Annotated in this window: 15 protein-coding genes; 9 read left to right on the top strand and 6 right to left on the bottom strand. The window is 68.8% G+C overall.

The annotated features are described in order from the left end of the window. The first annotated feature begins 8 nt into the window (after positions 1 to 8). From BN977_RS05955 to BN977_RS05915, 9 genes are all read left to right on the top strand, one after another. The gene (locus BN977_RS05955) at positions 9 to 455 is read left to right on the top strand and encodes a tripartite tricarboxylate transporter TctB family protein (RefSeq protein WP_081664348.1); all 447 of its coding nucleotides are present in this window, start codon (positions 9 to 11) and stop codon (positions 453 to 455) included. Then, positions 456 to 1,982, top strand: coding sequence for a tripartite tricarboxylate transporter permease (locus BN977_RS05950; protein ID WP_051561094.1), 1,527 nt, complete (start codon positions 456 to 458; stop codon positions 1,980 to 1,982). Continuing rightward, positions 1,979 to 2,371: a universal stress protein gene (locus tag BN977_RS05945; RefSeq protein WP_024451956.1), complete on the top strand. Its 393-nt coding sequence runs from the start codon at positions 1,979 to 1,981 to the stop codon at positions 2,369 to 2,371. The genes BN977_RS05950 and BN977_RS05945 overlap by 4 nt, the downstream gene beginning before the upstream one ends. A 64-nt stretch (positions 2,372 to 2,435) precedes the next feature. Next, a complete protein-coding gene (locus BN977_RS05940) occupies positions 2,436 to 2,867 on the top strand; it encodes an NINE protein (RefSeq protein WP_036396695.1) in 432 nt (143 codons plus the stop codon). Further along, complete coding sequence (locus tag BN977_RS05935; protein ID WP_036396694.1) at positions 2,857 to 3,261, top strand: DUF2752 domain-containing protein; 405 nt, start codon at positions 2,857 to 2,859, stop codon at positions 3,259 to 3,261. The genes BN977_RS05940 and BN977_RS05935 overlap by 11 nt, the downstream gene beginning before the upstream one ends. Positions 3,262 to 3,343: 82 nt before the next feature. Next, positions 3,344 to 7,891 carry a glutamate synthase large subunit gene (gene gltB / locus BN977_RS05930; protein WP_036396693.1) on the top strand — a complete coding sequence of 1,516 codons (4,548 nt, stop codon included), beginning with the start codon at positions 3,344 to 3,346 and terminating at the stop codon, positions 7,889 to 7,891. Continuing rightward, positions 7,884 to 9,386: a glutamate synthase subunit beta gene (locus tag BN977_RS05925; protein ID WP_024451952.1), complete on the top strand. Its 1,503-nt coding sequence runs from the start codon at positions 7,884 to 7,886 to the stop codon at positions 9,384 to 9,386. The genes gltB and BN977_RS05925 overlap by 8 nt, the downstream gene beginning before the upstream one ends. A gap of 88 nt (positions 9,387 to 9,474) precedes the next feature. Beyond that, positions 9,475 to 10,896 carry a pyruvate kinase gene (gene pyk / locus BN977_RS05920; RefSeq protein ID WP_024451951.1) on the top strand — a complete coding sequence of 474 codons (1,422 nt, stop codon included), beginning with the start codon at positions 9,475 to 9,477 and terminating at the stop codon, positions 10,894 to 10,896. 26 nt (positions 10,897 to 10,922) lie between these two features. Further along, positions 10,923 to 11,792, top strand: a complete 870-nt coding sequence (locus tag BN977_RS05915) for an acyl-CoA thioesterase II (RefSeq protein WP_024451950.1) — start codon at positions 10,923 to 10,925, stop codon at positions 11,790 to 11,792. On the opposite strand, the gene BN977_RS05910 is transcribed toward BN977_RS05915, so the two are convergent. The 6 genes from BN977_RS05910 to BN977_RS05885 all read right to left on the bottom strand — a co-directional run bounded on the left by BN977_RS05910 (position 11,793) and on the right by BN977_RS05885 (position 18,615). Continuing rightward, a complete protein-coding gene (locus tag BN977_RS05910; RefSeq protein ID WP_024451949.1) occupies positions 11,793 to 12,281 on the bottom strand; it encodes a DUF4190 domain-containing protein in 489 nt (162 codons plus the stop codon). Next, positions 12,278 to 13,795, bottom strand: a complete 1,518-nt coding sequence (locus BN977_RS05905; RefSeq protein WP_036398532.1) for an ATP-binding cassette domain-containing protein — start codon at positions 13,793 to 13,795, stop codon at positions 12,278 to 12,280. Before BN977_RS05905 ends, BN977_RS05910 begins: the two co-directional genes overlap by 4 nt. Beyond that, on the bottom strand, positions 13,782 to 15,380 hold the full coding sequence (cydD, locus tag BN977_RS05900; protein ID WP_036396692.1) for a thiol reductant ABC exporter subunit CydD: 1,599 nt from the start codon (positions 15,378 to 15,380) through the stop codon (positions 13,782 to 13,784). Before cydD ends, BN977_RS05905 begins: the two co-directional genes overlap by 14 nt. 20 nt (positions 15,381 to 15,400) lie before the next feature. Continuing rightward, a complete protein-coding gene (cydB, locus tag BN977_RS05895) occupies positions 15,401 to 16,441 on the bottom strand; it encodes a cytochrome d ubiquinol oxidase subunit II (protein WP_036396690.1) in 1,041 nt (346 codons plus the stop codon). Between the two features lie 10 nt (positions 16,442 to 16,451). Continuing rightward, positions 16,452 to 17,900, bottom strand: coding sequence for a cytochrome ubiquinol oxidase subunit I (locus BN977_RS05890; RefSeq protein ID WP_036396689.1), 1,449 nt, complete (start codon positions 17,898 to 17,900; stop codon positions 16,452 to 16,454). A 103-nt stretch (positions 17,901 to 18,003) separates the two neighbouring features. After that, positions 18,004 to 18,615 (bottom strand): HdeD family acid-resistance protein, encoded by a 612-nt coding sequence (locus BN977_RS05885; RefSeq protein ID WP_407661188.1) that lies wholly within the window; start codon positions 18,613 to 18,615, stop codon positions 18,004 to 18,006. Positions 18,616 to 18,702: the final 87 nt, after the last annotated feature.

The following is an 18,702-nucleotide window of genomic DNA, read 5'->3' as shown; positions in this document are numbered from 1 at the left end:
GCGTCGTGATGGTGGCCGTCGGCGGGTTCCTGATCGTCGACGCGCTCCGACTGACCGCCGGTTTCGCCAAGGTGGATCCGGTGGGGCCGAAGTTCTTTCCGATCGTCATCGGCATCGGACTGATCCTGCTGGCCGTCGCGCTGGCGGTCGCGATCGAACGCGGATCGGTCGGGCAGATGGAGGGCGGCGAGGATGTCGACCCGGACAGCCCCGCCGACTGGCGCACCGTCGGCTTGTTGGTGGCGCTGTTCGTTGGCGTCATCGTCGCGGTCCAGCCGCTGGGCTGGGCGATCACCGGTGCCCTGCTGTTCGCCGGTGCGGCAACGATTCTGGGCAGCCGGCATTGGGTGCGCAACCTGGTGATCGGCACGGTGCTGTCGGTCGGCAGCTTCTACGCGTTCTACTCCGGGCTCGGAATCCCGCTGCCCGCAGGCATTCTGGACGGGATTCTGTAGATGGACAATTTCAGCTGGCTGCTGCAGGGGTTCGGCGAGGCGGCCACCCCGATGAATCTGCTGTACGCGGTGATCGGCGTGCTGCTGGGTACCGCCGTCGGGGTGCTGCCCGGCATCGGCCCGGCCATGACGGTGGCGCTGCTGCTGCCCATCACCTACAACGTGAGCCCCAGCGCGGCGTTCATCATGTTCGCCGGCATCTTCTACGGCGGCATGTACGGCGGGTCGACGACTTCCATCCTGCTCAACACCCCCGGTGAGTCGTCGTCGGTGATCACCGCGATCGAGGGCAACAAGATGGCCAAGGCCGGGCGGGCGGCGCAGGCGCTGGCCACCGCCGCCATCGGGTCGTTCGTCGCGGGCACCATCGGCACCGTCCTGCTGGCCGCGTTCGCCCCGGCGGTGTCCCGGTTCGCGGTGACCCTCGGTGCCCCGTCGTACCTGGCGATCATGCTGTTCGCCCTGGTCGCGGTGACCGCGGTGCTGGGTGAATCGAAGCTGCGCGGAGCCATCTCGCTGCTGCTCGGGCTGGCCATCGGGGTGATCGGTATCGACTTCCTGACGGGGCAACCGCGCGCCACCTTCGGGTTGCCGCTGCTGTCCGACGGGATCGACATCGTGGTCGTCGCGGTGGCCATCTTCGCGCTCGGCGAGGCGTTGTGGGTGTCCGCGCACCTGCGCCGCCGGCCCGCCGACGTGATCCCGGTGGGCCGGCCGTGGATGAGCCGGTCGGACTGGAAGCGGTCCTGGAAGCCGTGGCTGCGCGGCACCGCCTACGGGTTCCCGTTCGGCGCGCTGCCCGCCGGCGGTGCGGAACTGCCGACGTTCCTGTCCTACATCACCGAGAAGAAGCTGACCAAGCACCCCGAGGAGTTCGGCAAGGGCGCCATCGAAGGCGTCGCCGGACCGGAGGCGGCCAACAATGCTTCCGCCGCAGGCACTCTGGTGCCCATGCTGTCGCTCGGACTGCCCACCAACGCCACCGCCGCGGTGATGCTGACGGCCTTCGTGTCCTACGGCATCCAGCCGGGCCCCACGCTGTTCGAGAAGGAACCGCTGCTGATCTGGACGCTGATCGCCAGCCTGTTCATCGGCAACTTCCTGTTGCTGGTGCTCAACCTGCCGTTGGCCCCGCTGTGGGCGAAGCTGCTGCGCACGCCGCGGCCCTACCTGTACGCCGGCATCCTGTTCTTCGCCACACTCGGCGCGTTGGCGGTCAACGTGCAGCCGCTGGATCTGGCCCTGCTGCTGGTGTTCGGCCTGCTCGGGTTGATGATGCGCCGGTTCGGGCTGCCGGTGCTGCCGTTGATCATCGGGGTCATCCTGGGCCCGCGTATCGAGCGGCAGCTGCGCCAGAGCCTGCAGCTCGGTGGCGGTGACTGGGCCAACCTGTTCACCGAACCGGTGGCCATCGTGGTGTACGTGTGCATGGTGCTGTTGATCGCGCTGCCGGTGATCCTGCGCCTGGTCCGCCGCAAGCCGGCCGGTACCGCCGACCACGACCTGGAAGAGAAGGCCAACGCATGATCGTCATCGGTTACACCGCGGACCAATTCGGCCATGCCGCGCTGCAGCACGGCATCCGCGAGGCACGGTTGCGCGACACGGACGTGCTGGTGATCAACGCGACCAAGGGGGAGGCGCTGGCCGATCCCGCCTTCGCCCAATCCGGGGCACTGCACAACCTGGAGGAGCACCTCGATGCCGCGGGCGTGCGGTACCAGGTGTCGCAACCGGTCGGGGTGGACCCGGTCGACGAGCTGCTCGACGCCATGGACCGCCCGGAGGCCGAGCTGTTGGTGATCGGCATCCGGCATCGCAATCCGGTGGGAAAGCTGTTGCTCGGCAGCGTTTCTCAACAACTGCTGCTGGAGTGTCGCAAGCCGGTGCTGGCGGTGAAGCCCGCCGACTCCTGAGCCTGGCCATCACCCACCCGCACACTTCGACCCTTTCGCGGCCGAGTTCTGGCATCCTGAACCCATGACCGAGCAGCCGCCCTACGGTGTCGACCCGGGCAGCATCCCGCCGCCCCCACCCGGGGGAGCGCAGTACCCGCCGGGAGGGCAGTATCCGCCGGGGGGAGCGCCGTACACCCCGCCCTACCCGCCCCCGGCGTACCCGGGCGGGTCTTACGACCCGACGGCGCCCTACGGCCGGCACCCGCTGACCGGCGAGCCCTACTCGGACAAGTCCAAGGTGGTCGCCGGCCTGCTGCAGTTGCTCGGCCTGTTCGGATTGGTCGGCATCGGCCGCATCTACCTCGGTTACACCGGCCTGGGTATCGCCCAATTGCTGGTCGGCCTGGTCACCTGCGGGTTGGGTGCGGTCATCTGGGGCATCATCGACGCTGTCCTGCTGCTCACCGACAAGGTCCGCGACCCGCAGGGCCGCCCCCTTCGCGATGGAACTTAAGGTTCCGTCGGCATCGAAACCGGTCCTCATCGGCACCGGCGTGGCCGTGGCCGGCAGTCTGGCCTATATCGGTCTCGCCGACCCGCACAAGCCGGGCTTCCTGTTCCCGGGCTGCCCGTTCAAGCTGATGACCGGCCTGAACTGCCCGGCCTGCGGTGGCCTGCGGATGACCCATGACCTGCTCACCGGCAATATCGGTGCCGCGGTCGTCGACAACGTGTTCCTGCTGGTCGGCCTGCCCCTGTTACTGGCGTGGCTGCTGGTGCGGTGGCGACGGGGTCAGAAGTTGATGCCGGTCGCGGCCACCGTCACGGTCGTCGTGGCGGCCGCCGTCTGGACGGTGGTGCGTAACTGGCCGGGGTTCCCCCTGGTCCCCACCCTTTCGGCTGGGTAGCCGGGTGTCTGCGCTGATACACTGACTTTTCGGGCCGACGCAGTCCCTCGTCACCATCTCCAAGACTGCGGAGGTACTTCAGTTGCTGTTCTCGGCACTCCCCGACGCGCAGGGTCTGTACGACCCGGACAACGAATCCGATTCATGCGGCGTCGCCATGATCGCCGACATCCAGGGGCGGCGTTCGCACGCCCTGGTGACGGATGCGCTGGACGCGTTGGAGAACCTGGAGCACCGCGGTGCCGTCGGCGCCGAACCCAACACGGGTGACGGCACCGGTATCCTGCTCCAGCTGCCCGTCGAATTGCTCAGGGCCGTGGTCGATTTCGAACTTCCTGAGCCGAACGAGAGCGGTGAGAACACCTTCGCCGCCGGCATCTGCTTTCTGCCGCAGGACCCCGTCGAACGCTCGGCCGCCCGGGAACGTATCGAGGCGATCGCCGTCGAGGAGAACCTGGAAGTCCTTGGTTGGCGCGAGGTTCCGGTCGACCCGGCCGGTGCCGACGTCGGCGCGACCGCGGTCAGCTGCATGCCGTACATGGCGCAGCTGTTCGTCGCCGCGCCGGGTGCCCGCATCGGTGGCCTGGACCTGGACCGGCGGGTGTACCCGCTGCGCAAGCGGGCCGAAACCGGGCCGGTGTACTTCCCGACGCTGTCCAGCCGCACCATGGCCTACAAGGGCATGCTCACCGAAAAGCAGTTGCCGCTGTTCTTTCCCGATCTGCGCGACGAGCGCTGTAACAGCGCCATTGCCATCGTGCACAGCCGCTTTTCCACCAACACCTTCCCGTCGTGGCCCCTGGCGCACCCGTTCCGGTTCGTCGCGCACAACGGTGAGATCAACACCGTCCGCGGTAACCGCAACCGGATGCACGCCCGCGAGGCCAAGCTGGCCAGCTCGTTCATCCCCGGTGACCTGAGCCGGCTTTCACCCATCTGTGCCAGCGAGGGCTCGGACTCGGCCTCCTTCGACCAGGTGCTCGAGCTGCTGCACCTCGGCGGGCGCAGCCTGCCGCACGCCGTGCTGATGATGATCCCCGAGGCCTGGGAGAACAACACCACGATGAGCCCGCAGCGGCGGGCCTTCTGGCAGTTCCACGCCTCGCTGATGGAGCCGTGGGACGGGCCGGCCTGTGTCACCTTCACCGACGGCACCGTCGTCGGTGCGGTGCTGGACCGCAACGGTTTACGGCCCGGGCGCTGGTGGCGCACCATCGACGACCGCATCATCCTGGCCAGCGAGAGCGGCGTGCTCGACGTGCCCAGCGGCGAGGTGGTGGCCAAGGGCCGGCTGGAGCCAGGCAAGATGTTCCTGATCGACACGGCCGCCGGCCGCATCGTCTCCGACGACGAGATCAAGGATCAGCTCGCCGCCGCCGAGGCGTACGACGAATGGCTGCACGCCGGTCTGCTGGATCTCAAGACCCTGCCGGATCGGGTTCGGGTGCAACCGAATCACGAATCCGTGGTGCGCCGCCAGGTGTCCTTCGGCTACACCGAGGAAGAGCTGCGCCTGCTGCTCACCCCGATGGCCGCCGCCGGGGCCGAGCCGCTCGGTTCGATGGGCACCGACACCCCGACGGCCGTGCTGTCGCAGCGGTCCCGGTCGCTCTACGACTACTTCGTGGAACTGTTCGCTCAGGTCACCAACCCACCGCTGGACGCCATCCGGGAGTCGGTGGTGACCTCGATGGGTCGCGTCATGGGACCCGAGCAGAACCTGCTGGAGCCCAGCGCGGCGTCGGCGCGCCAGATCATGTTGAGCTGGCCGGTGCTCGACAACGACGAGCTGAACAAGATCGTGCACATCAACGACGACGGTGAGCAGCCCGGGTTGCGCACCGCGGTGCTGCGGGCGCTGTACGACGTGGAGCGCGGCGGGGAGGGCCTGGCCGAGGCGCTGGAGGACCTGCGCGCCCGGGCGTGTGACGCCATCGCGAAAGGTGCTCGCACCCTGGTGATCTCGGACCGCGACTCCGACCACCGCAAGGCGCCCATCCCGTCGCTGCTGGCGGTGTCGGCGGTGCACCATCACCTGGTCCGCACCAAGGAGCGCACCAGTGTGGCCCTGGTGGTGGAAAGCGGTGATGCCCGCGAGGTGCACCACATCGCCATGCTGATCGGTTTCGGTGCGGCGGCGGTCAACCCGTACCTGGCCTTCGAATCGATCGAGGACCTCATCCGCGAGGGTGAGCTCACCGGCATCGAACCGGCCGCGGCGGTGCGCAACTACCTCAAGGCGCTCGGTAAGGGCGTCATGAAGGTGATGAGCAAGATGGGCATCTCGACCGTCGCCTCGTACACCGGTGCCCAGGCCTTCGAGGCCATCGGCATCGATCGCGAGGTCATCGACGAATACTTCACCGGCACACCGATGCAGCTGGGCGGGGTCGGGCTGGATGTGCTGGCCGAAGAGGTGCGGTTCCGGCATCGCCGGGCCTACCCGGAGAACCCCACCGAGCGGGCGCACCGGCGGCTGTCGGTGGGCGGCGAGTACCAGTTCCGCCGCGACGGCGAATTGCACCTGTTCACCCCGGAAGTCGTCTTCCTGCTGCAGCATTCGACCCGGACCGGACGGCGGGACGTCTTCGCCAAGTACTCCGAGGAGGTGAACCGGCTCAACCGGGAGGGCGGCGCCCTGCGCGGGCTCTTCGAGTTCAAGAAGGGGGTCCGGCCGCCGGTCGCCCTGGAGGATGTCGAACCCGTCGACTCCATCCTGGCCCGGTTCAACACCGGCGCGATGAGCTACGGATCCATCTCGGCCGAGGCGCACGAGACCATGGCCATCGCCATGAACAACATCGGCGGGCGTTCGAACAGTGGCGAGGGCGGGGAAGATGTGGACCGGCTCTACGACCCGAAACGCCGCAGCGCCGTCAAGCAGGTGGCCTCTGGCCGGTTCGGCGTCACCAGCGACTATCTGGTGAACGCCACCGACATTCAGATCAAGATGGCCCAGGGCGCCAAACCGGGTGAGGGCGGCCAGCTTCCGGGTTACAAGGTGTACCCGAACATCGCCAAGACCCGGCACTCGACGCCGGGTGTCGGGCTCATCTCACCGCCACCGCACCACGACATCTACTCGATCGAGGACCTGGCGCAGCTGATCCACGACCTGAAGAACGCCAACGACCAGGCCCGCATCCATGTGAAGCTGGTCAGCTCGGTCGGTGTCGGCACCGTCGCCGCCGGGGTGTCCAAGGCGCACGCCGACGTGGTGCTGATCTCCGGCTACGACGGCGGAACCGGGGCGGCACCGCTGACCAGCCTCAAGCATGCGGGCGCACCGTGGGAGATCGGCCTGGCCGACACCCAGCAGACGTTGGTGCTCAACGGGTTACGCGACCGCATCACCGTGCAGTGCGACGGCGGCATGCGCACCGCCCGCGACGTGATGGTCGCCGCGCTGCTGGGCGCCGAGGAGTACGGGTTCGCCACCGCACCGCTGGTGGTGGCCGGCTGCATCATGATGCGGGTCTGTCACCTGGACACCTGCCCGGTGGGCGTGGCCACCCAGAACCCGGAACTTCGGGCCAGGTTCAACGGCAAGCCGGAATTCGTGGAGAACTTCTTCCGGTTCATCGCCGAGGACATCCGGACCTATCTGGCCGAGCTCGGCTTCCGCAGCCTCGACGAGGCGATCGGCCGCGTCGAGGTGCTCGACACCGCGGACGGTGTCGCGCACTGGAAGAGCCGCGGCCTGGACCTCAGCCCGATCTTCGCGCAGCCGACCGACGCGCACGGCGCCAAGCTGACGCAGCGGCGCCGGCTGCGCGATCAGGAGCACGGCCTGGAGCGGGCGCTGGACCAGACGCTGATCCAGCTGGCCGAGGGTGCGCTCGAAGACGCCCACCCGGTCCGGCTGGAACTGCCGGTGCGCAACGTCAACCGCACCGTCGGCACCCTGCTGGGCGCGGAGGTGACCCGTCGCTACGGCGCCGCCGGGCTGCCCGACGACACCATCCACGTCACCCTCACCGGGTCGGCGGGACAGTCCATCGGTGCCTTCCTGCCCCCTGGCATCACCCTGGAACTCATCGGCGACGCCAACGACTATGTGGGCAAGGGCCTTTCGGGTGGTCGGGTGATCGTCCGGCCCCCGGACGACGTGCTGTTCCTGCCGGAGGACAACGTCATCGCCGGCAATACGCTGGTGTTCGGGGCCACCTCCGGCGAGGTGTTCCTGCGCGGCCGGGCCGGCGAACGGTTCTGCGCCCGCAACTCCGGTGCGCTGGCGGTGGTGGAGGGCGTGGGTGACCACGCCTGCGAGTACATGACCGGCGGGCGCGTGGTGGTGCTGGGGGACACCGGCCGCAACATCGGGGCGGGCATGTCCGGCGGTATCGCCTTCGTGCTGGGGCTGGACCCGGCGAAGGTGAACACCGAGATGGTGGAGTTGCAGCGCCTCGAACCCGAGGACCTGACCTGGCTGCATGACGTCGTCGCGCGGCACGCGCAGTACACCGACAGCACCGTGGCCCGGTCCCTGCTCTCGGACTGGCCGCGGCGCAGCGCCCAGTTCACCAAGGTCATGCCGACCGATTACCAGCGTGTCCTGCAGGCCACCCGGATGGCGAAAGCCGAAGGGCGCGACGTGGACACCGCGATCATGGAGGCCAGCCGTGGCTGATCCCACCGGATTCCTGAAGGTTGTCAAGCGGGAGGCGGCCAAACGCCCCGTCGACGAGCGTGTCGGTGACTGGCGCGAGGTCTACGAGTCCCAGGAGCCGCGCAAACGGGCCGCTGAGGTGTCTCAGCAGGCGCGCCGCTGCATGGACTGCGGTATCCCGTTCTGCCACTCCGGCACCGCGGGCTGCCCGCTGGGCAACCTCATCCCGGAATGGAACGATCTGGTGCGCCGCGGCCGTTGGGACGCGGCCATCGACCGGCTGCACGCCACCAACAACTTCCCGGAGTTCACCGGCCGGTTGTGCCCGGCGCCCTGCGAGGCGGCCTGCGTGCTGTCCATCGCCGACGAGCAGACCGGCGGCAGCGTCACCATCAAACGGATCGAACAGACCATCGCCGACCAGGCCTGGCTGGACGGCAGCATCGAACCGCAACCCGCGGCCATCTCGACGGGCAAGAGCGTGGCCGTCGTCGGCTCGGGTCCCGCGGGACTCGCGGCGGCCCAACAGCTCACCCGGGCCGGCCATCACGTCACCGTCTACGAACGTGATGACCGGATCGGCGGGCTGATGCGGTACGGCATCCCGGAGTACAAGCTGGAGAAGTCGACGCTCAACCAGCGGCTCACCCAGATGCGGGCCGAGGGAACACGTTTCGTCACCGACTGCGAAGTGGGTGTGGACCTGTCGGTCGAGCGGCTGCGCGAGCAGTACGACGCGGTGGTGCTGGCCGTGGGTGCGCTGCGCGCCCGCGACAACGACGTCGAGGGCCGCCACCTCAACGGGGTGCACCTGGCGATGGAGCACCTGGTGCCGGCCAACAAGGAATGCGAGGGCGACGGCGCCTCCCAACTGTCCGCGGCCGGCAAGCACGTGGTGATCATCGGCGGCGGCGACACCGGCGCGGACTGCCTGGGCACCGCGCACCGGCAGGGGGCGCTGTCGGTGACCCAGCTGGACTACAACCCGGCACCGCCGGAACTGCGCGACGAGTCCCTGAGCCCGTGGCCCACCTGGCCGCTCGTGCTGCGCACCTCGCCCGCCCACGCCGAGGGCGGCGCCCGCCGCTTCGAGGTCGCCGTGCAGCGCTTCGTCGATGATGGGCGCGGCAACGTGCGTGCCATGGAGATCGCCGAGGTCAAGGTCGAACGCGACGCCACCGGGCGGCGGATCATCACCCCGGTCGGCGAGCCGATGGAGATCCCGTGCGATCTGGCCCTGCTGGCCATCGGCTTCGAGGGCGTCGAGCACATGGCGCTGCTGGGCGGCCTGGACCTGACGCTGACCAAACGCGGCACGCTGTCCTGCGGGTCGGACTGGCAGACCGATGCGCCAGGGGTGTTCGTGTGCGGGGATGCCCACCGCGGGGCGTCGCTGATCGTGTGGGCGATCGCCGAGGGGCGCAGTGCCGCGCATGCGGTCGACGCCTTTCTGATGGGGGAGTCGGACCTGCCGGCACCGGTCCGGCCGGGTACCCTCCCGCTCGCCGTCGTATAGCGCCGTCGGCGTCTCGAGTCACCCGGCCTGACCCCGGCGGATGCCGTCTGAATGGTCTTCTGAATCGATCATGACTATGCTCCGTGACGTGAATAGACGCGGAAAGATCGTCTGTACCCTCGGTCCCGCCACCGGCACCGACGAGATGGTGAAGGCCCTCGTCGAAGCCGGCATGGACGTCGCCCGGCTGAACTTCAGCCACGGCGAGCATTCCGACCACGAAGGCAACTACCGGCGCGTCCGGGCGGCATCGGATGCCGCCGGGCGCGCCGTCGGCATCCTCGCCGACCTGCAAGGACCCAAGATCCGGCTGGGCCGGTTCGCCACCGGCGCCACCCTGTGGCAGGCCGGTGAAACGATCCGGATCACCGTCGAGGACTTCATGGGCACCCACGACCGGGTGTCCACCACCTACAAGCAGCTGGCCAACGACGCCGCCCCGGGTGACCGCCTGCTGGTCGACGACGGCAACGTCGGACTCGTCGTCGAACACGTCGACGGCAACGACGTGGTGTGCACCGTCACCGAGGGCGGCCGGGTCAGCAACAACAAGGGCCTGTCGCTGCCGGGCATGAACGTCTCGGTGCCCGCTTTGAGCGAGAAGGACATCGCCGACCTGGAGTTCGCGCTGCACCTGGGCGTCGACCTGGTCGCGCTGTCCTTCGTGCGCTCCCCGGCCGACATCGAGCTGGTGCACGAGGTGATGGACCGGGTCGGCCGCCGGGTGCCGGTGATCGCCAAGCTGGAGAAGCCCGAGGCCGTCGATAATCTCGAGGCCATCGTGCTGGCCTTCGACGCCATCATGGTGGCCCGTGGTGACCTCGGCGTCGAGCTGCCGCTGGAAGAGGTTCCGCTGGTGCAGAAGCGGGCCATCCAGATGGCAAGGGAGAACGCCAAACCGGTCATCGTCGCCACCCAGATGCTGGAGTCGATGATCGAGCACTCCCGCCCCACGCGCGCCGAGGCGTCCGACGTCGCCAACGCCGTCCTCGACGGTGCCGACGCGGTGATGCTCTCGGGCGAGACCTCGGTGGGCAAGTACCCGTTGGAGACGGTGCGCACCATGGCGCGCATCGTCGCGGCCGTGGAGGACAACTCGACCGCGGTTCCGCAGCTGACCCACACCCCGCGCACCAAGCGCGGCGTCATCTCCTACGCCGCCCGCGATATCGGTGAACGACTGGACGCCAAGGCGCTGGTGGCGTTCACCCAGTCCGGTGACACCGTGCGCCGGCTGGCCCGGTTGCACACCCCGCTGCCGCTGCTGGCCTTCACCCCGCTGCCCGAGGTGCGCAGCCAGCTCGCGCTGACCTGGGGCACCGAGACGTTCATCGTCCCGCACATGCAGACCACCGACGGCATGATCCGGCAGGTCGACGAATCGCTGTTGTCGCTGGGCCGCTACAAGCGCGGTGACCTGGTGGTCATCGTCGCGGGTGCCCCACCCGGCACAGTAGGCTCGACCAACCTGATCCACGTGCACCGGATCGGGGAGGACGACCACGCGTAACACACGCGCAGACCAATGGGGGACTTTTGTCGGCAGAGCACCTGCAGGAACTGCTGACGGTCCTTGACCTCACCCCGGACGGGGCGGACCCGGACAGGTTCACCGGAACGCATCCGAGCATCAACCCGGTCCGCACCTTCGGCGGCCAGATGATGGCACAGGCGTTCGTCGCGGCGAGCCGCACCGTGCCCGCCGGGTTGCCGCCGACCACGCTGTCGATGCATTTCATCGCCGGCGGCGATCCGGCCAAAGACCTGGAATTCCGGGTGGTTCGGCTGCGTGATGAGCGCCGGTTCGCCAACCGCCGGGTGGATGTCACCCAGGACGGCGCCCTGCTGGGCACCGCGCTGGTGTCGCATCTGGCCGGCGGTCGCGGCCTGGAGCACAACGCCGAGTTCCCCGATGTCCCGCACCCGGACACCTTGCCCACCATCGACGACCTGCTGATCGGGTACGAGGAGACGGTGCCGCTGTTCGTCGCCGCGCTCAAACCCATCCAGTGGCGCTACACGAACGACCCGGCGTGGGTGATGCGCGACAAGGGCGGTCAGTTGGACCACAACCGGGTGTGGCTGACCGCCGACGGCCCGATGCCTGAGGACCCGGTGTTGCACGCCGCGGCGCTGGTGTATTCGTCGGACACCACGGTGCTGGACCCGATCATCACCAGGCACGGGCTGTCGTGGGGGTTCGACCGGATCTTCGCGGTGACGATGAACCACACCGTGTGGTTCCACCAGCCGGTGCGGTTCGACGAGTGGATGCTCTACTCGACGTCGTCACCGGTGGCGTCCGACTCCCGGGGCCTGAGCAACGGGCACTTCTTCCGCGGTGACGGTCAGATCGTGGCCACGGTGATGCAGGAAGGCATCATCAAATATTTCCCGCCCCGCTAGCTAGCGCGGCGTCGGTGCGATGGTCACGCCGTAGTCGTTCTCGACCTTGTCGCGGAAGCTGTTCTCGCACTGCAGCTGCGCGGCCCGGTCGTTGCCGGCCTGCTCCATGCAGCTCACGTAGTCACCGATGCCCAGCTGGGAGAAGAACCCGATCCAGATCGGGATGAACACCAGCCCCAGCACGATCGCCAACGCGCCCAACACGATTCCCGAGACGGCCAGGCCGCCGTTGGTGGCCTCGCCCCGCTTGACGCGGCCCCGCGCCAGGAAACCGATGATCAGCGCGACCAGGCCCAGGATGATCCCGCCGGCGATGGTCCAGGAGAACAACAGCCCCAGCACGGCGAGGATGAGCGCGGCGATACCGAGTCCGTTACGCGGCGTCAGTGGCGGCGGCGGATAACCGGCGTAGGGCTGCGGCGGTGGCGGCGGATACGGCCCCGGGTACTGCCCTGGGTATTGCTCGCCGTACGGCCCGTAGGAGCTCATGACTGGTCAGGGTACCCGCCGGCGGCTAACTGCACCGCCGGACAAGCGATGTCGTCGGGCAGATGGTGGGTTGCGACGACGACGGTGCGCTCGGGGCCGAACAGGTCGCCGGGGGTGAGCAGCCCGCGCAGCAGCCGGTCGCTGTCGGCTTCGTCGAGGTGCTCGGTCGGCTCGTCGAGCAGCACGACGGGGAACTCCGAGATCAGCGCGCGGGCCAGCAGCAGGCGCCGGCGCTGCCCGGCCGACACCGCCGCCGCGCCGCCGGTCAGGATGGTGCTCAGCCCGTCGGGCAGCCCGGTGAGCCAGTCGTGCAAGCCCACCCGGTCCAGCGCGGTGAGCAGTTCGTGATCGGTCGCATCACCGCGCGCCACCAGCAGGTTGTCCCGCACCGTGGTGTCGAAGAGGTGCGCATCCTCGGCGAAAAACGCTGCAGTCAGCGGATTTTCAGGATACTCATGGGCGATCTTCATCAACAAGGTGGTCTTGCCGCTGCCGCTGGGCCCCAGCACGGCCAGCCGTTCGCCAGAGCCGAGCACCACCTCGGGGGTGTGCGGCCGCCGCCGGTCATCCGGAACTGGTTCGGTGATGTCACCGATCCGCCGGGCGGCCATCCGGGCTCGCACCAGCGCCACCGCGGCGCCGGGCAGCGCCGTGGTCGCCTCGAATGCGGACAGCGGCACCAGCATCAGGATGGCCAGCGTGGTAGGCGCGGTGACCGGTGCCAGGCTGATCCCGATCACCGCCGCCGACAGCACGGCGGCCCCGACGGCGGCGGTGGACGCCGCGGCGGCCAACGCGCCGGGCGCCGCGGCCCGGTCCAACTGATGTCCCCAATCCCGTTGTTGGCATTCGGCTTCGGCGATCACCTCGGCAAGTCGCCCGCCCACCCGCAACTCGGCGGCATGCTCCAGCGCCAGCATCGCCGCGGTGTCCCTGGCGCTGTGATGCTGCGCGGCCAGTAACTCGGCCGACGTGCAGGCCCGGCCCGCCAACCACGGTGCCAGTACCCCGGCCACCAGCAGGCAACCGGCCAGCACCACCGCCGCCGCGGGAGCGATGAGCGCGATGATCGTCACGGCGGCGCCCGACAGCAGGATGGCCACGCAGGCGGGCAGCACCGCCCGCACCAGCACGTCGGCCAGTTCGTCCACCGAGCTGCCGACCCGCTCCACCAATTCACCGCTGTGCCAGCGCAGCGCGGTGTCCGGTGGTAGCTCGGTCAGCCGCCGGTACAGGCCGACGCGGGCCGCGCCGGCCGACCGCAGGGCGGTGTCGTGGATGGCCAGCCGTTCGCAGTAGCTGAACACCCCGCGCGAGATGCCCAGCGCGCGTACCGCGACCACCGCGACGGTGAGATCCAGCACCGGCGGCATCTGCCAGGCGCGGGTGATCAGCCAGGCCGACACCGTCGCCAGGGCCAGGGCACTGCCCAACGCCAGGGTGCCGAACAGCACCGCCAGCAGCAGTCGCGGCACACGCGGGCGCAGCAGGTGCGCCACGTCACGAGAGGACATGGGCGGCACCTCCCACGGTGATCACCCGGTCCGCGGCGGCCAGCACCGGCGCCCGGTGCCCGATCATCAGCACGGTCGCCCCCGCGTGCGCCCGCGCGCCGATCGCCGCCAGTACCCGGCGTTCGGTGCCGGCGTCCAGGTGTGCGGTCGGCTCGTCGAGCAGCAGCACGGGAGCGGCCGAGCCCAGCGCGCGGGCCAACCCCAGCCGCTGCCGCTGGCCCAGCGACAGGCCCACTCCGCCGCGTCCCAGCCGGGTGTCCAATCCGTCCGGCAGGGCGGCCAGCACCTCGTCGAAACCCGCGTCGCGGCAAGCTTTTTCCAGATCGGTCAGCGGCCCGAACAGTTCCAGGTTGGCGCGCACCGTGCCGGGCAGCAGCACGGGCCGCTGCGGCAGCCAGGAAACCTGTGCCCACCACGTGCTCGGGTCGACATCGGCGATGTCGGTGTCCCCGATGAGCACCCGGCCGGCGGTGGCCGGGGTCAGTCCGAGGATGACGTCGAAGGCGGTGGACTTGCCCGCGCCGTTGGGCCCGGTGAGCACCGTGACCTCGCCAGGGACCGCACGGGCGGTGAGCCGGTCCGGGGCCGGGCCGTCGCGGCCGACGACGGTGACCTCGTCCAAGGCGATGGTGCGGCCCTGCGGTGTCCTCGTCCCGGGATTGCGCACCGGTACCGTCTCCTGCAGCCGCCGCGCCGCGTCGGCCGCCGTCTTACCGTCCTGTGCGGCGTGGAACTGGACGCCCACCCGGCGCAACGGCCAGAACACCTCGGGCGCCAGCAGCAGCGCCGTCAGCCCGGCGGCCAGGGTCATCTCACCGAACACCAGGCGCAGCCCGACGCTCACCGCCACCAGGGCGACACCGAGGGTGGCCAGCAACTCCAGCACGGCGGCCGACAGGAAGGCGATCCGCAGGGTGGCCATCGCCGAACGGCGATGCGCTGCCGCCAGTTCGGCGATGCGGTGCGCGGGCCCGCCGGCCCGGCCCAGGGCACGCAGGGTCGGAATCCCGGCGACCAGGTCGAGCAGCCGGGATTGCAGCGTGGTCATGGCCGCCAGTGCCGCGGCCGACCGGTCGGCGGTGAGCCGCCCGATCAGGATCATGAACAGCGGAATGAGCGGCAACGCGACCGAAACGATCAGTGCCGCTTGCAGATCGGTCGCGGCGATCACCACCACGGTGAGTGGCGTCAGGATGCCTGCCAGCGCCACCGCCGGCAGGTAACCGGTGAAGTACGGCCGCAAACCGTCCAGGCCGCGAGTGAGGATCACCGCGGACTCGGCGCGCACCGTGACGAGGTCGTGCGGGCTCCGTTCGGTGACCGAGTGCAGCACACCGGCGCTGAGTTCACCGATCACCGCGGTGGCGGCGCGCTGGCTCAGGCGGGCCTGCAGCCACGACCCGGCGGCGCGAACGGTCCACAGCACCAACAGAATCCACAGTTGCCCCGACCAGTGCGCGACGTTCCGCGACGCGGGGTCGGTGATCACCCCGGCGACGATGTGGGCCAGCACCCACGCCGAGGCCACCGTCGCCGCGCTGATCAGCGCGCCGCAGGCCACCGATGCGGCGAGGTGACGCCGCATGGCGGGGGAGAGCCCGGGTATCACGGCAGCCGCGGTGAGAGCCCCGCGGGATCGGGAATCCGCTCGGCCGAGATGCGCTGCCGGAACACCCAATACGTCCAGGCTTGATAGGCGATCACCAGCGGCGTCACCAGGACCGCCGCCCAGCTCATGATGGTCAGGGTGTAGCCGGTGGACGACGCGTTGTGGATGGTCAGGCTCCAGGACGGATCCAGGGTGGAGGGAATCAGGTTCGGGTACAGGCAGCCGAACAGCAGCACCACCACCGCCGCGATCACCGTCGCGGTGGCCGCAAACGCCCAGCCGTCGCCGCCGCGGCTCCACACCAGCATCACCGCGCCCAGCTGCGCCACCACGGCGACCCCGAGCACCAGCCAGGTCCAGTCCTTACCGTGCGCCAGCTGGGTCCACACGCCGAACGCGGCGACCAGGACGGTCACCGGCATGGCCAGCCGGACACTGAACCTGACCGCGTCATCACGCACGGCGCCTGCGGTTTTCAGCGCCACGAACACCGCGCCGTGGAACAGGAACAGGCCACAGGTGGCCAGCCCGCCCAGCAGGGTGTAGGGATTCAGTACGTCACCGATCGACAACCGGATCTGGTGGTCGGCGTCGACCGGTAGTCCGCGTAGCAGCATCGCGAAGGCGACGCCCCACAGCACGGCGGGCACCCAGGAGCCCACGGCGATACCGATATCGGCCCAGCGCCGCCAGTTCGGATCGTCGATCTTGCCGCGCCATTCGATGGCGCAGATGCGCATGATCATCGACACCAGGATCGCCAGCAGCGGCAGGTAGAGGCCGGAGAACATGGTGGCGTACATGCCGGGGAAGGCCGCGAACATCGCACCGCCGGCGGTGATCAGCCACACCTCGTTGCCGTCCCACACGGGCCCGATGGTGTTGAGCACGGCGCGGCGGTGCTTCTCGCTCGCCCCGGATGAAGCACGCCCGAACACCGCCATCAGCATCCCCACGCCGAAGTCGAACCCCTCCAGCACCAGGAAGCCGAGGAACAGCGCGGCCAGGATGATGAACCAGAACGTCTGCAAGTCCATGGCACGCCTCCTAGTAGGCGAACGACAGCGGCGCGACTTCGTCCTCGCCGGGTGGGGTCGGGGGAACCGGTTCGGTGTCGTGCTCCAGCGGTCCTTCGACGACGTAGCGCCGGATCAGCCAGAACCAGATCACCGCCAGCACCGCGTAGAGGGCGGTGAACACGATCAGCGAAAGCCACACCGTGGCCGCCGAGTTGTGCGACACACCCTGTTGCACGGTGAGCCGCACCATCTGATCACCGGTCGGATTCGGGGCGACCACCCATGGCTGGCGCCCCATCTCGGTGAACACCCAGCCGGCACTGTTGGCCAGGAACGGGGTGGGCAGCGTGATGAGCGCGAACCATCCGAACCAGCGTTGCCGCGGTATCCGTCCACGCCTGGTCAGCCATAGCGCGGTGAGCGCGAAAAGCATTGGCACCGCCATGAACCCGATCATCGCCCGGAAGGACCAGTAGGTGACGAACAGGTTCGGCCGGTAGTCGCCGGGGCCGAACTTCTCCTGATACGAGGCCTGCAGATCCTTGACGCCCTGCAATTCGACGCCGGTGAACTTGCCCTCGGCCAGGAACGGCAGCACATAGGGCACTTCGATCAGGTGGATGACGCTGTCACAGTTGTTGTGCGTGCCCACCGTCAGCACCGAGAACATCGGGTCGGTTTCGGTGTGACACAACGATTCCGCGGACGCCATCTTCATCGGCTGCTGCTGGAACATCAGCTTGCCCTGGGCGTCACCGGTGAAGAACAGTCCCGCCGCGGCGACGAACGCGACCGCACAGCCCAGGATGGTCGCCGGACGGTGCATGGTCCGGGCATCGTCGCTGTCGGGGCGGCGCACCATCCACCAGGCGCACACCCCGGCCACGAAGGTGCCGGCCACCAGGAAGGAGCCGGTCACCGCGTGCGGGAACGCCGCCCACGCCGTGTTGTTGGTGAACAGTGCGCCGATGCTGGTCAATTCGGCGCGACCGGTCTCCGGGTTGTAGCGGGCGCCCACGGGGTGCTGCATGAACGAATTGGCGGCGATGATGAAGAACGCCGAGGCGTTCACCGCCAATGCCACGATCCAGATGCAGGCCAGGTGCACCAGTCGCGGCAGCCGGGTCCAGCCGAAGATCCACAGCCCCAGGAAGGTCGACTCGAAGAAGAAGGCGACCAATCCCTCCATGGCCAGTGGGGCGCCGAAGACGTCGCCGACGAACCGAGAGTATTCACTCCAGTTCATCCCGAACTGGAATTCCTGGACGATGCCGGTCGCCACGCCGATGGCGAAGTTGATCAGGAACAGCTTGCCGAAGAACCGGGTGAGTCGGTACCAGGCGGTATTGCCGGTGATCACCCAGACGGTCTGCATCACCGCGATGAGCGGGGCGAGCCCGATCGTGAGCGGTACGAAGATGAAGTGGTAGACGGTGGTGATTCCGAACTGCCACCGCGACACGTCCAGCGCGTCCATGTGCACCAACTCCCGGGCTGCGGGTCTTTCTACGGCTCTGTAGAACTACGACAAACTGTAGTAGACAAGTGGCCCGCATGCCCAGAAACGTGGCGCAGACAACTCATGACGTCGGTTGCGGCTCTGGACTCACGCCGCCGTCGGTCAGCTTCTTGGAGGCCGACCGGATGCCGAACGCGGTGGCGATCTCCATCAGGCCGATGACCACCAGCCAGATGCCGGCCACCAGGGCCAGCGTCGCGATCGACGCGAACGGCGAGGCGAGCACCACGATCCCGGCGATCAAGCTGATCACGCCGACGAAGATGTTCCAGCCGCGGCCCGGCAGGGTCGGGTCGCTGATCGCCGACACCGCGGTGGCCACCCCTCGGAAGATGAACCCCACGCCGATCCAGATGGCCAGCAGCAGCACGGCGTCATAGAGATGGCGGAACGAGAGCACCGCCAGGATGACCGACGCGGCACCGCTGATGAACAACAGCACCCGGCCGCCGGCCGACACGTGCAGGCTGAACGCGAACACGACCTGGGCGATACCGGTGATCAGCAGGTACGCCCCGAAGAAACTGGCCGCCACCACGATGGAGATCTTCGGCCAGGCCAGCACCGCGGCGCCGAGCGCGACCGCGAGAACACCTGACACCAGGGTGGATTTCCACAGGTGAGGCAGCAGACTGGGAGGAGCGACAGTTGTCATAGGCGCAGTCTCCCACAGCGTCAATAACCGGTGGACGATTACCGCACACCGTGATCCCAAGGTCGTTAATCTTCCGAGCCCGTCGATCCGGTGCGTATCGCCGCC

The sequence above is a fragment of the Mycolicibacterium cosmeticum genome, from assembly GCF_000613185.1.
In the GTDB taxonomy this organism is placed as follows: Bacteria; Actinomycetota; Actinomycetes; order Mycobacteriales; family Mycobacteriaceae; genus Mycobacterium; species Mycobacterium cosmeticum.
This window is presented reverse-complemented; position numbering and strand designations above follow the sequence as displayed.